This is a genomic window from Pseudoalteromonas piscicida (assembly GCF_000238315.3).
Classification (GTDB): domain Bacteria; phylum Pseudomonadota; class Gammaproteobacteria; order Enterobacterales; family Alteromonadaceae; genus Pseudoalteromonas; species Pseudoalteromonas piscicida.
The window spans coordinates 2,247,783-2,262,272 of record NZ_CP011924.1 but is presented as its reverse complement, the minus strand read 5'-3'; the positions used below and the strand labels follow the sequence as shown (position 1 = coordinate 2,262,272).

At 44.2% G+C, this 14,490-nt stretch carries 12 protein-coding genes and 1 pseudogene; 4 read left to right on the top strand and 9 right to left on the bottom strand.

Annotated elements, in window-relative coordinates; genetic code table 11:
• Positions 1-38: 38 nt before the first annotated feature.
• From PPIS_RS10495 to argR, 3 genes are all read right to left on the bottom strand, one after another.
• Positions 39-2,216: an SPFH domain-containing protein gene (locus PPIS_RS10495; protein ID WP_010372289.1), complete on the bottom strand. Its 2,178-nt coding sequence runs from the start codon at positions 2,214-2,216 to the stop codon at positions 39-41.
• An 83-nt stretch (positions 2,217-2,299) separates the two neighbouring features.
• Entirely contained in the window at positions 2,300-2,911 is a 612-nt protein-coding gene (locus tag PPIS_RS10490) for an OB-fold-containig protein (protein ID WP_010372286.1), read from the bottom strand.
• A 403-nt stretch (positions 2,912-3,314) separates the two neighbouring features.
• Positions 3,315-3,782, bottom strand: a complete 468-nt coding sequence (gene argR, locus PPIS_RS10485) for a transcriptional regulator ArgR (protein WP_010372285.1) — start codon at positions 3,780-3,782, stop codon at positions 3,315-3,317.
• 241 nt (positions 3,783-4,023) lie between these two features.
• Here argR and mdh point away from each other — a divergent pair, with 241 nt between their 5' ends.
• The gene (gene mdh, locus PPIS_RS10480; RefSeq protein ID WP_010372282.1) at positions 4,024-4,956 is read left to right on the top strand and encodes a malate dehydrogenase; all 933 of its coding nucleotides are present in this window, start codon (positions 4,024-4,026) and stop codon (positions 4,954-4,956) included.
• A gap of 225 nt (positions 4,957-5,181) precedes the next feature.
• Here mdh and serA (PPIS_RS10475) read toward each other — a convergent pair.
• The 6 genes and pseudogenes from serA (PPIS_RS10475) to PPIS_RS10450 all read right to left on the bottom strand — a co-directional run.
• A pseudogene (gene serA / locus PPIS_RS10475) lies at positions 5,182-6,315 on the bottom strand (phosphoglycerate dehydrogenase); the annotation flags it as partial.
• 59 nt (positions 6,316-6,374) lie between these two features.
• Entirely contained in the window at positions 6,375-7,604 is a 1,230-nt protein-coding gene (gene serA, locus PPIS_RS10470; protein ID WP_010372278.1) for a phosphoglycerate dehydrogenase, read from the bottom strand.
• Positions 7,605-7,615: 11 nt separating this feature from the next.
• Positions 7,616-8,269, bottom strand: a complete 654-nt coding sequence (gene rpiA, locus PPIS_RS10465) for a ribose-5-phosphate isomerase RpiA (protein WP_010372275.1) — start codon at positions 8,267-8,269, stop codon at positions 7,616-7,618.
• A gap of 92 nt (positions 8,270-8,361) precedes the next feature.
• Positions 8,362-9,003 carry a 5-formyltetrahydrofolate cyclo-ligase gene (locus PPIS_RS10460; RefSeq protein ID WP_010372272.1) on the bottom strand — a complete coding sequence of 214 codons (642 nt, stop codon included), beginning with the start codon at positions 9,001-9,003 and terminating at the stop codon, positions 8,362-8,364.
• Positions 9,000-9,533, bottom strand: coding sequence for a hypothetical protein (locus tag PPIS_RS10455; RefSeq protein ID WP_010372269.1), 534 nt, complete (start codon positions 9,531-9,533; stop codon positions 9,000-9,002). The genes PPIS_RS10460 and PPIS_RS10455 overlap by 4 nt, the downstream gene beginning before the upstream one ends.
• Positions 9,534-9,671: 138 nt before the next feature.
• Positions 9,672-11,183: a S10 family peptidase gene (locus tag PPIS_RS10450; protein WP_010372266.1), complete on the bottom strand. Its 1,512-nt coding sequence runs from the start codon at positions 11,181-11,183 to the stop codon at positions 9,672-9,674.
• A gap of 275 nt (positions 11,184-11,458) precedes the next feature.
• On the opposite strand from PPIS_RS10450, the gene PPIS_RS10445 reads away from it, so the two are divergent.
• The 3 genes from PPIS_RS10445 (at position 11,459) to PPIS_RS10435 (ending at position 14,459) form a co-directional block, all read left to right on the top strand.
• Positions 11,459-12,688: a GGDEF domain-containing response regulator gene (locus PPIS_RS10445; protein WP_010372263.1), complete on the top strand. Its 1,230-nt coding sequence runs from the start codon at positions 11,459-11,461 to the stop codon at positions 12,686-12,688.
• Between the two features lie 189 nt (positions 12,689-12,877).
• On the top strand, positions 12,878-13,216 hold the full coding sequence (locus PPIS_RS10440) for a P-II family nitrogen regulator (RefSeq protein WP_010372259.1): 339 nt from the start codon (positions 12,878-12,880) through the stop codon (positions 13,214-13,216).
• A gap of 13 nt (positions 13,217-13,229) precedes the next feature.
• A complete protein-coding gene (locus tag PPIS_RS10435) occupies positions 13,230-14,459 on the top strand; it encodes an ammonium transporter (protein ID WP_010372257.1) in 1,230 nt (409 codons plus the stop codon).
• Positions 14,460-14,490: the final 31 nt, after the last annotated feature.

Below are 14,490 nucleotides of genomic sequence, written 5' to 3'. Positions count from 1 at the left end.
GGGGAGAGGAGCCAAGAAGATTGACTCCTCAGGGTTAATTACTCTAGTGGTTCGCTTTGTTTACTGCCATTTAACGAGCCGCCAAGTAACTTGAGTAGCTGCTGTTTATCCGCATCTGAGCTATTGCTTAGCTGTTGGAAGAACTTACTCATGTTGATGTTTTTTAGCGTTTCCGACGACGCATTGGCACCAGCCAACACCCCTTTTAGGTCGTCCATCAAATTACGCTCACCGTTTAGGTGATCTTTAAATACGGTTTGTACCGTCTTACTCTCGCCGACTAAGCCGTCAATTGACTTGCCCACTGTGATGGCATTCATAAACTGGTTAAAGAACTGGCCGTCGCCGCCCATAAAGTTGATATCAGCACCGCTCAGTGCTTTACCTAATACTTCAGCCTGACTTGCAGAAACTTGTTTGTTTGCCTCGATACTCGCAAGCGTCAGCTCTTTCTGTTGATTTAGCTGTAGTGTAAAGCCTTCGTATTCACGGGCGTCTTTATCCATCTTATTCAGTGCTTCCAGCTTCTCTGTAAGACCTTTGGCTTCTGCTGACATCTTACGCTCAAGGTTGATAGCTTCTGCTTCACCTTGTTTTTCAATTGCCTCAGCCATTGCTGATTGAACCTCAGCTTCTGCCAAACCAATTTCACGTTTGCCTTGCGCTTCGGCTTCACTTTGCTTCTTAGTTGCTTCAGCCATTGCTGCTTGTACTTCGGCTTCGGCGCGGCCAATATCACGTTTACCTTGTGCTTCTGCTTCTAGTTTTTGTTGTAGTACTTTAGCGTCAGTCTCGCCTTGTATGGCACTTGCAGCGGCTTTAGCCTTGATGATATCAGCTTCTGCAAGACCAGGCGCTGCCGCTTCAACTTGGGCAGCTTCGGCAAGAATTTTCTTCGACTCTGCGGTTTGGTTCGCAATACGTAGTTCTGCTGCGGCCATTTTTTCCATTTCACGGGCTTTAAACTCGGCAGCTTGCTCTTTAGCTTTAGCTGCTTCAATATCTTTAACCAACGCTTCTTCAGCCTCAGCTTGAGCAAGAATAATTTTCGCTTGTTTTTCACGCTCGGCTTCAGCAATACATTGTACGTCTTTGATGCGCTCTTGTTCTTCGGCAACGGTTTTCTCTACGGCAACCCGTTCACGCTGAACATCGGCAATCTCTTTACGTTCAACTTCTAGCGCTTTGGCCTTTTGAATACGTAGTATTTCGGTTTCACGCTCACGTTCGATAATTTCAATCTGGCGAGAACGCGTGACTTTTTCTTCTTCTATACCGAGTAAGCGAAGGCGGTTTTGCTCTGCAACATCGATTTCACGCTGTTTATTGTGCTCTGCAATTGCAATTGCTTCGTCCGCTTTGAGGCGTGCTTCTTCGGCTTTTAAGCGCTCTTCATGCTTAACACGTTCAGCTTCTGCGGCTTCGCGAGCGCGCACCGATTCGATTTCACGACGCTGTCTCGCGCTGGCATCTTCTCGTTGGCGCTCGACTTCTGCGGCTTTTTCAAAGGCTGCTTGATTTTGGTTGTCGATTTGCGCTTTTTCATCGCATTTAAGTTGGTTCGTTTCCACGTTTTGGCGTGAGGTTTTTTCGGTAATACGGCGAATACCTTCAGCGTCAAGAATGTTATTTGGATCTAACTTGTCGATAGAGGTTTGTTCAAGATAATCAATCGCCACATCTTCTAACGTATAGCCAGATAAATCTTGTCCAATCACTTCTTTAATAGAATCTCGGAACTCATTACGATGGGTAAATAGCTCCTCAAAATTCATGCGCTTACCAACGGTTTTCAAGGCTTCGGAGAATTTTGCCTCAAATAATGCTTGTAAGGTTTCTGGTGCCGATGCGCGGGCACAGCCAACTTGTTTAGCAACGCGTAGGATATCTTCTTTGTTTTCGTTTACGCGAATGTAAAAAGTGATGGCGATGTCGGCACGGATATTGTCTTTACAGATCAGGCCGCTGTTTTCACGACGCTCCAATACCATGCGGTTAGTTGAAATATCCATGACTTCCATTTTTTGGATCACAGGTAGCACAATGCCGCCTGTAGTCGTGACATCCGGCTCGTTTTTCATCTTGTTGATGATCAATGCCTGACCTTGTTCAACCTTGCGGTAGAACTTTCCAATCAGAAGTAGAATGGCAAAAATAATGACGATGGATATGCCCACGATTGCGAGCACCGGTCCGAGGTTGTTTAGAAATTCCATGTTTTTTCCTGCGTTGCGCTATATTGTTTGAGCTGGTATTAGCTATACCAACTCGTTCCTAAATTCCGTTATTTTCCGTACTATTACCAAGGTTTAGCCACAATCGTGTAGCTATGTGTAAGGGTGTCATGTTCGATAAGTAAGGCACTGTCTCCTAGTGTGAAAGTGTTATCTTCATCCGAGCGCACTTCGATGAGTTGCTCTGTTCCTTGAATATATACTCTGGCTTGACCGAACGTGTTGCTAACTCTCGATGTTGCAATAACGCATTCGAGCCCAACCAGCGCTTGCTTTGATGTGGTTTCTTGGCTTTCGAAAAAGCGTCGTAATGGTCTTACAATGACGGCGGTTAGTGGTAATGCAGCAATGAGGCTAACAAGCATAAATACCGTGCCCATCAGGTAGTAGAAAATGCCATTGCCTAGTAGGTAAGCAAAAAACTGTTGTACATAAATACTGACAATCCAGCCCAGCGCGATGATTAAACTCAATGAAATACTCACAGGGACGCCGCCAAAAGCGACTTCCCAAAAAGAACCAGAGCTTGCGCCTTCGGTTTCAATATCAACATCGCCTTCTAAGATATCGATATCAGCAAAACCGAGTAAAGCAATTAGCCAGAACAACAACACTATCAGTAGTAGTGTTGAAAAAATAACAGTGGGAAACGTAAATGCAGTATTTAAAAATTCCATTGCTGATCCTTAGTTCCTTGCATTTCCTTTTAAGCGGTTAAGTAAGTGAATTGTCCACTCAGCGCCGTAAGGTGTCTTTGTGTGTATCAAGCGGTGAGTTCCGCATCATAGAATGTGAGATGATTGAGTGAAGCGAATAGCGTTCGTGTCCGGTAAGACGGAGACACTGTAGGAAACAAATCCGAGAAGCTAGTCAATCAGCTTAAAAACCATCCATGCGTTGTGAGAAAGCCTCACATGTGTTTCTAAAGTTGCCACAGTTAGACATATTATGTCAAACGTTTTTTGCTGTAAAGTTAAGCAATTTATTCTGTTTATCGTGATAGTCGGGAAGCGTGTTCGTAGAAGCTAGAGTATCAGAGTATGTGCTAACCTGTGAGTTAGCACCGATAAAAATAATAGACTAAACGTTATCGAACAGAGTTTTTACTTTATCTAAAGTAACGTCGATTTCAGATACTTTGGCAGGGGCAATAAAAATCGTGTCATCGCCAGCGATGGTACCTAATACGCCGTCTGCGGTGCCTAATGAGTCAAGTAGCCTCGCAATTAACTGTGCAGCACCAGGACTGGTTCGAATAATAATCATCATTTCGTTGTGCATAATATCAACGACTAACTGACGTAAAGGACTTTTTGCTGTTGGTACGCTCATTTCGGCGGGTAAGCAGTAAACCATTTCTTGTTTGGCATTACGTGTACGCACAGCACCAAACTTGCTCAGCATGCGCGACACTTTGCTCTGACTGACGTTGTCAAATCCTTGTTGTTTTAGAGCATCAACAATTTCACCTTGAGAGCCAAAGTTTTCTTCTTTTAAAATGGCTTTAAATGCTTTGATCAGTGCTTCTTGTTTTTCTTGCGGCTGCATAGTCTGTCTTCTTTTACGGCTAATCTTTAAATTCTACACAAAACCGCCGAGATTCCCAAATTTGCGCGACCAAAATGGCAGTCGTAAAGCATAAGTGTACAAAGTGTCGCGATCTTTACACTTTTATTTAAGACATTAGTCAAAAAATCTCGAAAATAACCGTGATTAATTTGTGTTTAACAGCGCTTTTCATTATCTTTACTGCACACTCAATTCCACCTTCAAATTATGGAGAATTCAAATGAAAGTTGCTGTATTAGGTGCCGCTGGCGGTATCGGTCAAGCTCTATCTTTATTGCTTAAAAATGGTCTTCCAGCTGGCTCTGAGTTAGCGCTTTATGACGTTGCACCTGTTGTACCTGGTGTTGCAGTTGACTTATCTCACATCCCAACTGCGGTAAAAGTAGCGGGTTATGGTAAAGACGACCTAGACCCAGCTCTTGCTGGTGCTGACGTAGTGCTTATCCCTGCTGGTATGCCTCGTAAGCCTGGTATGGACCGTGCTGACCTATTCAACGTTAACGCAGGTATCATCAAGACACTTGCTGAAGGTATCGTTAGAAGCTGCCCTAAAGCACTTGTTGGTATCATCACAAACCCAGTAAATGGCACGGTACCAATCGTTGCTGAAGTGTTCAAAAAAGCAGGCACTTATGATCCAGCTCGCGTATTCGGTGTAACAACGCTTGACGTTATCCGCGCTGAAACTTTCATCGCAGAGCTTAAAGGTCTAGACGTTGCTGAAGTTAAGATCCCAGTAATTGGTGGTCACTCTGGTACTACAATTCTACCTCTACTTTCTCAAGTTGAAGGTGTTGAGTTCACTGACGAAGAAGTCGCTGCACTAACGACTCGTATCCAAAACGCGGGTACTGAAGTGGTTGAAGCTAAAGCGGGTGGCGGTTCAGCTACGCTTTCAATGGGTGCAGCAGCAGCACGTTTCTGCTTCTCACTAGTGAAAGGCCTACAAGGTGAAGAAGTACTTGAGTACGCATACGTTGAAGGTAACACAGGCGATGCAACATTCTTTGCACAGCCAGTTATCCTTGGTAAAAACGGTGTAGAGAAGTTACTACCTTACGGTGAGCTAAGCGCGTTTGAGCAAAAAGCAAAAGACGACATGCTAGCGACACTTGAAAAAGACATCAAAGAAGGTGTTGATTTCATGGCGTAAGCCAGATTGATACAAAAAACCAGTCGCTTCACAGCGACTGGTTTTTTTATGTGTGATTCTTCTTATACCAGTTGTATTAAGTAAATGATCTATCTTGAAGCGGGGAAATAGCTTTAGTAGCAAGGCAAAAATTTTGCTATTTAGTTGTTCTAAATGAGAAATTTTTAACGAAGCTAATATGCTATTTCACCCTTCAAATTGATTAGAGAATTAATTCAATTGGTATTAGTGAAGAATACGTGCTCTGATAGTTCCTTCAACTGCACTTAACTCTTTCAACGCCACTTCAGAGTGGTCGCTATCGACGTCGATAACCACGTAACCAATAGATTCATCCGTTTGTAGGTATTGCGCCGCAATATTGATACCGTGCTGAGCGAACGCTTGGTTGATTTGCGTTAGTACGCCTGGGCGGTTTACGTGTACGTGTAATAAACGGCTTCGGTTTGATAATTCAGGTAGAGAAACCTCGGGGAAGTTAACTGCCGTGACTGTTGAACCATTATCTGAATATTTCGCCAACTTACCCGCGACTTCCACACCAATGTTTTCTTGTGCTTCTTGGGTAGAACCACCAACGTGTGGGGTTAGCAGTACATTGTCAAACTCGCGTAGTGGTGAGACAAACTCTTCATGATTAGATTTTGGTTCAACGGGGAATACATCGATAGCAGCGCCAGAAAGTTTCTTCGCGGCTAAAGCTTCAGCTAAGGCGTCGATATCAACAACCGTTCCACGTGATGCGTTAATTAGGATTGCGCCTTGTTTCATCACTTCAATTTCAGCCATGCCGATAAGGTTTTTGGTCTGTGATGTCTCTGGTACATGCAAACTGACCACGTCCGCTCTTTGTAGCAGTTGCGTTAGCGTGTGTAACTGCGTTGCGTTGCCGAGCGTGAGCTTATCTTCGATGTCATAAAACTCGACGTTCATCCCGATATTCTCAGCCATAATGCCAAGCTGGGTGCCAATGTGACCATAACCAATAATACCCAGCGTTTTACCACGGGCTTCGTATGAACCATCGGCAGATTTATCCCACTCACCGCGATGCGCCTTTGCGTTACGCTCAGGAACACGGCGCAATAACAAGAGAATTTCACCTAAGACGAGTTCAGCCACAGAGCGGGTGTTAGAAAATGGTGCGTTGAATACGGCGATACCGCGTTTTTTAGCAGCATCCAAATCCACTTGGTTGGTGCCGATGCAGAAACAGCCAATCGCGACCAGCTTTTCAGCCTGTTCTAAAACTGCTTCTGTAAGGTGGGTACGTGAGCGGATCCCGACAAAGTGAGCATCTTTGATCCGCTCGATCAGCTCAGGCTCCGGTAAGGATGTTTTAACGTAGTCTATGTTGCTAACGAAGCTAATATGCTATTTCACCCTTCAAATTGATTAGAGAATTAATTCAATTGGTATTAGTGAAGAATACGTGCTCTGATAGTTCCTTCAACTGCACTTAACTCTTTCAACGCCACTTCAGAGTGGTCGCTATCGACGTCGATAACCACGTAACCAATAGATTCATCCGTTTGTAGGTATTGCGCCGCAATATTGATACCGTGCTGAGCGAACGCTTGGTTGATTTGCGTTAGTACGCCTGGGCGGTTTACGTGTACGTGTAATAAACGGCTTCGGTTTGATAATTCAGGTAGAGAAACCTCGGGGAAGTTAACTGCCGTGACTGTTGAACCATTATCTGAATATTTCGCCAACTTACCCGCGACTTCCACACCAATGTTTTCTTGTGCTTCTTGGGTAGAACCACCAACGTGTGGGGTTAGCAGTACATTGTCAAACTCGCGTAGTGGTGAGACAAACTCTTCATGATTAGATTTTGGTTCAACGGGGAATACATCGATAGCAGCGCCAGAAAGTTTCTTCGCGGCTAAAGCTTCAGCTAAGGCGTCGATATCAACAACCGTTCCACGTGATGCGTTAATTAGGATTGCGCCTTGTTTCATCACTTCAATTTCAGCCATGCCGATAAGGTTTTTGGTCTGTGATGTCTCTGGTACATGCAAACTGACCACGTCCGCTCTTTGTAGCAGTTGCGTTAGCGTGTGTAACTGCGTTGCGTTGCCGAGCGTGAGCTTATCTTCGATGTCATAAAACTCGACGTTCATCCCGATATTCTCAGCCATAATGCCAAGCTGGGTGCCAATGTGACCATAACCAATAATACCCAGCGTTTTACCACGGGCTTCGTATGAACCATCGGCAGATTTATCCCACTCACCGCGATGCGCCTTTGCGTTACGCTCAGGAACACGGCGCAATAACAAGAGAATTTCACCTAAGACGAGTTCAGCCACAGAGCGGGTGTTAGAAAATGGTGCGTTGAATACGGCGATACCGCGTTTTTTAGCAGCATCCAAATCCACTTGGTTGGTGCCGATGCAGAAACAGCCAATCGCGACCAGCTTTTCAGCCTGTTCTAAAACTGCTTCTGTAAGGTGGGTACGTGAGCGGATCCCGACAAAGTGAGCATCTTTGATCCGCTCGATCAGCTCAGGCTCCGGTAAGGATGTTTTAACGTAGTCTATGTTGCTATAACCGTTGCGCTTTAGCGTCTCAACAGCGCTTTGATGCACGCCTTCTAACAACAAAATTCGAATTTTATCCTTTGATAACGAAACCTTGCTCATCTGTAATCTCACTAGTTGATTTTAGGCCCTTCTGGAGTGCCTGTTATTACAACGTCAGCGCCACGCGCGGCAAATAAGCCATTAGTCACGACGCCAACAATCTGGTTAATTTTTTCTTCAAGCGCTTTTGCTGCGCTAATTTCTAGGCCATGCACATCAAGAATGACATTGCCGTTATCAGTGATAACGCCTTGACGGTAAACTGGATCGCCACCTAATTTTAGTAACTCTCTTGCCACGTAACTACGCGCCATTGGGATCACTTCAACAGGTAGTGGAAATGCGCCTAGCGTCTCAACATGCTTTGTATTATCAACGATACAAACAAATTTCTTGGCAACAGCTGCAACGATTTTCTCGCGCGTCAGTGCTGCGCCACCACCTTTTATCATTTCGTTGGTGCTGTTGATTTCATCTGCGCCATCAACATATACCGCAAGCTCTGACACATCGTTTAGCTCGAAAACTTCAATACCAAGTGCTTTTAGCTTCTCTGTTGAAGCTTCAGAGCTTGATACTGCCCCTTTGATTTGATCCTTGATACTGCCAAGCGCATCAATAAAGTGGTTTACCGTTGAGCCTGTACCAACCCCAACAATGGTGTTTTCTTCTACATAGTTCAAAGCTGCCCATGCCGCGGCTTTTTTCATTTCATCTTGAGTCATAACGCTACACTTAGTTGTCATTGAAGTTGTATGGAGTATAACTCAATCAAAGTGTCAGCGTCATGGTCAAAAGTGCCTCAAAATGCGCTTAACTATTTGCCTGCTAAATTATTTTTTGGCCAAGTGTATAGTTGGGTTGGAGTGAGGATAGTTGGGAGCGGTACATCCCAAGCTGCTGTTGGTAAGCTTGGAACTTGCTGGCAATCATGAGCAAGACCAACAAGTGCTGGTTTAGCTCGCTGCTCAGCGTAGTGTAACGCCAATGTTCTATCGTAGTACCCACCGCCCATACCGAGGCGATTACCTTGCTCATCAAAAGCAACCAGAGGCATCAAAAGGAAATCCAATGATGCAAGCGGTGCCACTGCTGAACAATCTAACTTAGGTTCCAAGATAGCATAGCGATTTGCCTTCATGGGTGAGTTTTTTTCATACTTCTGGAAGAGCAAATTAGCATGATTAAAGGGGTGGATTATGGGTAGAAAAACTTGGTGTTTTTTATCCCAAAGCGATTGAATTAAAAGGGATGTATCTAGTTCTCCATCGTTTTGAATATAGACCCCAACATTGGCATTTTTAGGAAGTTTTATTTGTTGAAAAAAATTAATGTTAAGGTGTGCCGCGGCTGTCTTCTGTTGCTCTGCTGATAGCGAGTTTCTTGCGTTTCTAATCATTTTTCTCAAATAAGCACGAGTAACTTGAGATTTATTTATGTTGTTATTAGTTTTACTCATTCTAACGCGAGCCACTCAGGGAAAAACAAACTTACACCAAGCAGAATAAATAAAATAATTAATACAGCGAGCAGATAATATAGCCAAGTCTTAGATTTAGCCGGAGGGCTAGGCTCAAAGTCCAGCTCATCAAATAGCTCCTTCGTTTCCCACTCTTCGTCTGTTGTATCTTCTATTTTAGTATGGGGAGTTGGTGCTACGCGTTGCTCAAGTTCCTCTAATCGCTCTTCGATGCGTATTAGACTGCTGGTGATGTAATCCAACGCTTCAAATACGCGCTCTTGATCTGCGTTGGTTGGAGTAGCGGCTGTTTGGCTTTGTAGCTTGGCATTGATCCCCGCGCTTGCAAGTAATTTTACCTGTTTTAGTGCTTTGGCTTTATCTGCAGGAGCAAACAAGTTTTTGCCAGCGTAAAATTGCTGGATCTTTGAGGGTGAGGTTTTCAACCTGTCTGCAATTGCGATAGCGGCGCTTTGTTGATCCTTACCGTCGGCCATGCCAACGAAGACGACTTTAAACTGCTCGTTCATGGTGCGTGCCTAAGTTGTAGAGAGATAGTATTGAGTATATCTAGATTATAGGTAACTGTAGAAGGATAAAAGGAAATTTTTACAATCTGGTGAGCATTAGATAAGTGACCGCTTGCGCGGCCACAATGGGTTGGGAATTTAGTAAAGCGCAGACTGATCCGCTTTGGGGGTTGTTTTTAAGATAAACTCGCGGAGATCTTCGTTCGACTTTTGTAAATCTTCATGACGCAGATACATCATGTGCCCGGAGCGGTAACCTTTAAAGCTTAAGCGATCACGCATTTTTCCGCTCGGATCGAGTTGCCACATATTGTATTTGGCATCAAAGTAATTCGTTGCGCCATCGTAATAGCCAGATTGGATCATCACGTTTAGGTAAGGGTTTTGTGCCATTGCTAATCGTAATTGCTCACCGACATTATTATCGCTGTTATCCCAAGGGTAAACTGAACCAAACATATTATATTTTACATCGGTTTTATAGTTGAGTTCTGTAGCGAAGTAATGATTAATCGCTGGCGTAAATGAGTGCAACCAAGAGGTCAGCTCAGGCCAATAATCAGGGCGAGAACCGGCGTCTCTTTTATCAATACCAAGATAGCGTGAGTCCAACCGACCAAGTGTATAGCCACGGTCACGCAACAGTTCTTTCCAAAATGCTGCAGTAGGAATATCTAGGTTGTTTTGAGCTACAAAGCGTTCGCTTAAGCCACTATATTTAGCAACGGCCTGTGTCACACTTTGTTTTTCTTGGGCGCTGATAAATGCGCCTTTGGCGAGTGCGGGAAGATACTGATCAACCGTATATTGTTCAACCTCTGCAAGCACTTCGAGCAAATCTTTATTCTGTAATTCAGAAGATAACGCCTTGTGATACCAAGCGGCAGCAGCGTAATACGGTAAACGGTTTGCCACTTCAACCGGACCTTCTCGTTTAATGCCGATTTCTGTAGGAGATACCAACACCACGCCATTGAGATAAAGCCACTGATTGTTTTGCATCGCGTGCGCAAGACCTGACACTCGAGTCGTGCCGTAGCTCTCACCAATCAGGTACTTAGGGGAAAGCATACGCTCATTGCGATGAATAAATGTATTGAGCCATTCGGCTAAGTACTTCACGTCCGCGTTGACGCCAAAAAACATCTTTGTTTGTTCGGCTTTACTCGGATATTTACCTTCAGCATTTTTGAGTACGCGAGAATAACCTGTGTTGACTGGGTTTACATAAACAATATCGGCAACATCTAGCACCGAATATGGGTTATCTTTCAAACCGTAAGGTTGCAGTGGATATCCTTCGTCATCAATTTTTAATACTCTTGGGCCAGTATAGGCAATGTGCATCCACACGGAAGCAGAGCCCGGACCACCGTTAAATGAGATCAGCAGCGGACGTTTGCTCATATCTTTAATTTTTGTGCGTTTGTAGTAGGTGTAATGCAACGTTGCAACTGCATCGCCGTTTTCATTCCACACCGGCTGCGTGCCTGTTGTTGCGGTGTAGTTAATACGTTCACCTTTTATTTCGGCTCTATGCTCAGTTGTTATTTTATGATCTATCTCAATTGCGCGGTTGTGCTCTTCAGCTATGCTTGGCGCTGAGAGCAGGGCACAACTCACGAGCAATAGTGGTAGTAGTTTTTTCATTGCTTCCTCGGTATTGCATTAGGTATGTCTGCATTAAAGAAGTATTTCATCTGAAATTCAAAGCCATTGAGACAAACTCAACAAAAAAAACGGCAGGTTTGAAAATAGACTGTTGTAACCTCGTTTGTCGAAAAGTAACGAATTTGAGCCGATTTGGTTTTTTTTAGTGCAAGATTCGCGTATATTTAGTACTTTATTATGTAGTAATAAAGTATTTAGCCCCGTTAAATTCTTGTTTCACTGCGCTTCTCGTTGTACTTAAGAGATCTCAATCCATGCAAAGAATTTTAATTGTTGAAGACAGTAAAGTCGTACAACAGGTATTGCGACACCTTGCTGCTCAGCATCTAGATGTCGAAATCGATTTTGCTTGGTCCCTCAAGGAAAGTAAGGACTTCTTAGCACAGCACCAATATACATTGGCGCTGGTAGATTTAACGCTGCCCGATGCGATGGACGCAGAGGTCGTGCAGCTTACGCTCAGCCACAAAATTCCCACTGTGGTGCTGACCTCAAAAATAGATGAATATAGCCGCCAGCAAATGCTTGAAATGGGCGTGGTGGATTATGTGATTAAAGACAACCGTGATTCATACCTATACGCGGTCAAGTTAGCATCTAGACTGTTGAGAAACCAAGGTTGCAAGGCGCTGATCGCCGATGATTCTGTGATCAGTCGAGCAGTAATGAAGCAGATGCTTGAAAAGCAATTATTTACAGTGCTTGAGGCGCAAGATGGCGAACAGGCATTGGAGATGTTGCTATCTGACCATGAAATTAAGCTACTGCTGACAGACTTTGCGATGCCGACGATGGATGGCTTTGAGTTGGTGAAATCCGTTCGTAATAGTCGCGGACGAGATGAGTTGGCGATTATTGGTCTGTCTGGCGCTGGAAGTCATGGCTTGTCAGCAAAGTTTATCAAATACGGTGCCAATGACTTTTTGGCAAAACCTTTTATGAGTGAAGAGTTTCATTGCCGCATCATGCAGACGATGGAGCAGCTCAATTTGATTGCAGAAATCAAAGAATATGCGCATCGAGACTATTTAACAGGACTTTATAATCGCCGTTATTTCTGTCAGCAGGCAGAGCGTTTAATCAAAAACAAACCGAGCCAGCATATATTGGCATTGTTAGACCTCGATCATTTTAAATCTATTAACGACCAATATGGTCATGAAAGCGGTGATGATGTACTTAAACAAGTTGCTGATTTACTGCGTAGTGCATTTGGTCACTACATTGTCGCACGTATTGGTGGGGAAGAGTTTGCTTTGCTTATTCCAAGCTCAGATATGAAGATGGCAAAGCACATGCTAGAAGACTTTAGAGAGCGCCTTGCACAGCAAGCATTTAAAATTCCTGAAGGTAAGCATTATTGCACCATCAGTATTGGCCTCGCGGCTTGCCAATCAAAGAGTTTAAGCGAAGTAATGCGCAAAGCTGATAAAGCGCTCTATAAAGCGAAGGACAAACAACGAAATTGCGTTATCGCGCATTAGCTTTTCGTTATTTGGGTGTTTATGCACCAACTCAGTTCAGACTTAATATCAATGCACCTAGATGGTGCATTTTTTATGCGTTAAATTCCACCTCCCACTTTAATTCATTGTTAATTAAGGAATAAAAAATTTGGCATAAAGGTTGGATTACTGCATACAACAGGATCAACTGTCCTAAGGGGACTCAGCATGAAAATGATAAGTGCAATAATAAAACCATTTAAACTGGATGAGGTGCGTGAAGCGTTAGCCGATCTGGGGATTGAAGGCATGACGGTCGTTGACGTTAAAGGGTTTGGACGTCAGCGCGGTCACACCGAACTGTATCGCGGTGCAGAATATCAAGTCGATTTCATTCCAAAAATAAAAATAGAAATTGCAACGTTAAGCGAAAACGCCGAGCGCGTTGTGGAAACGGTTACAAAGGCTGCGTTCACTGGAAAAATTGGTGATGGAAAAATCTTTGTTTACGACTTAGACCAAGTTGTTCGGATCCGTACCGGCGAACTTGATGAAGAAGCCATTTAAGGGGAGCCGAGCAATGGAAAATACAATAATAGAACTAAAATTTTCATTAAATACCTTTTACTTTTTGATCTCTGGCGTCTTAGTTATGTGGATGGCTGCCGGTTTCGCTATGCTTGAAGCGGGATTAGTACGCTCAAAAAATACCACTGAAATCCTTACCAAGAACGTCGCACTGTACGCTATTGCTTGTACTATGTATCTGCTTATTGGTTACAACATCATGTATGTGAATAATGCCGAAGGTGGGGTTTTACCAAGTCTTGGCGCGCTCATTGGCAGTGCTGCTAAGGATGCCGACCATGCACTGCAATCCGACTTTTTCTTCCAAGTTGTATTTGTTGCAACGGCCATGTCAATTGTCTCGGGCGCTGTTGCTGAGCGTATGAAATTGTGGGCGTTTTTAGCATTTTGTGTGGTGTTAACTGGTTTTATCTACCCGTTAGAAGGCTATTGGACGTGGGGCGGTGGTTTCTTATCTGAGCTTGGCTTTGTTGACTTTGCCGGTTCTGCCATTGTGCATGGTGCCGGTGCTGCTGCGGCACTAGCGGGTGTTCTGTTACTAGGTGCGCGCAAAGGAAAATATGGCAAAAATGGTGAGATTTACCCAATTCCTGGTTCCAACATGCCACTAGCTACACTAGGCACATTTATTTTGTGGATGGGGTGGTTTGGCTTTAACGGTGGCTCTCAACTGTTCCTTGCCGACAAAGAAAATGCCATCGCGGTCAGCCAAATCATGCTAAATACCAATGCGGCGGCGGCTGCAGGTGCGGTTGCTGCACTGTTGGTGTGTAAATTAATGTGGGGCAAGGCGGATTTAACTATGGTGCTTAATGGTGCACTAGCAGGTCTAGTGACCACTACCGCAGAACCTGCCTCTCCAACACCTGTATTAGCGCTTATCCTCGGTGCCATAGGCGGTGCATTGGTGGTGTTTAGTATCGTTGCGCTAGATAAAGCAAAAATTGATGATCCTGTCGGTGCTATCTCTGTTCACGGTATCTGCGGTGCGCTGGGTGTGATGATGGTGCCATTTTCAAACTCAGACGCTACTTTCCAAGGTCAGGCTGTGGGACTTATCACTATTTTAGGTTTTGTTTTCATTGCTTCTTATATTGTTTGGAGTGTATTGAAAGCGAGCATGGGGATCCGCGTTGGTGAAGAAGAAGAGCTAAGCGGTATGGATCAACATGATTGTGGCGTAGATGCCTATCCCGAGTTCGTGACAGTTCGCGGACAGTAATACCAATTTGGCTCTCGGTCAATATTGTAAA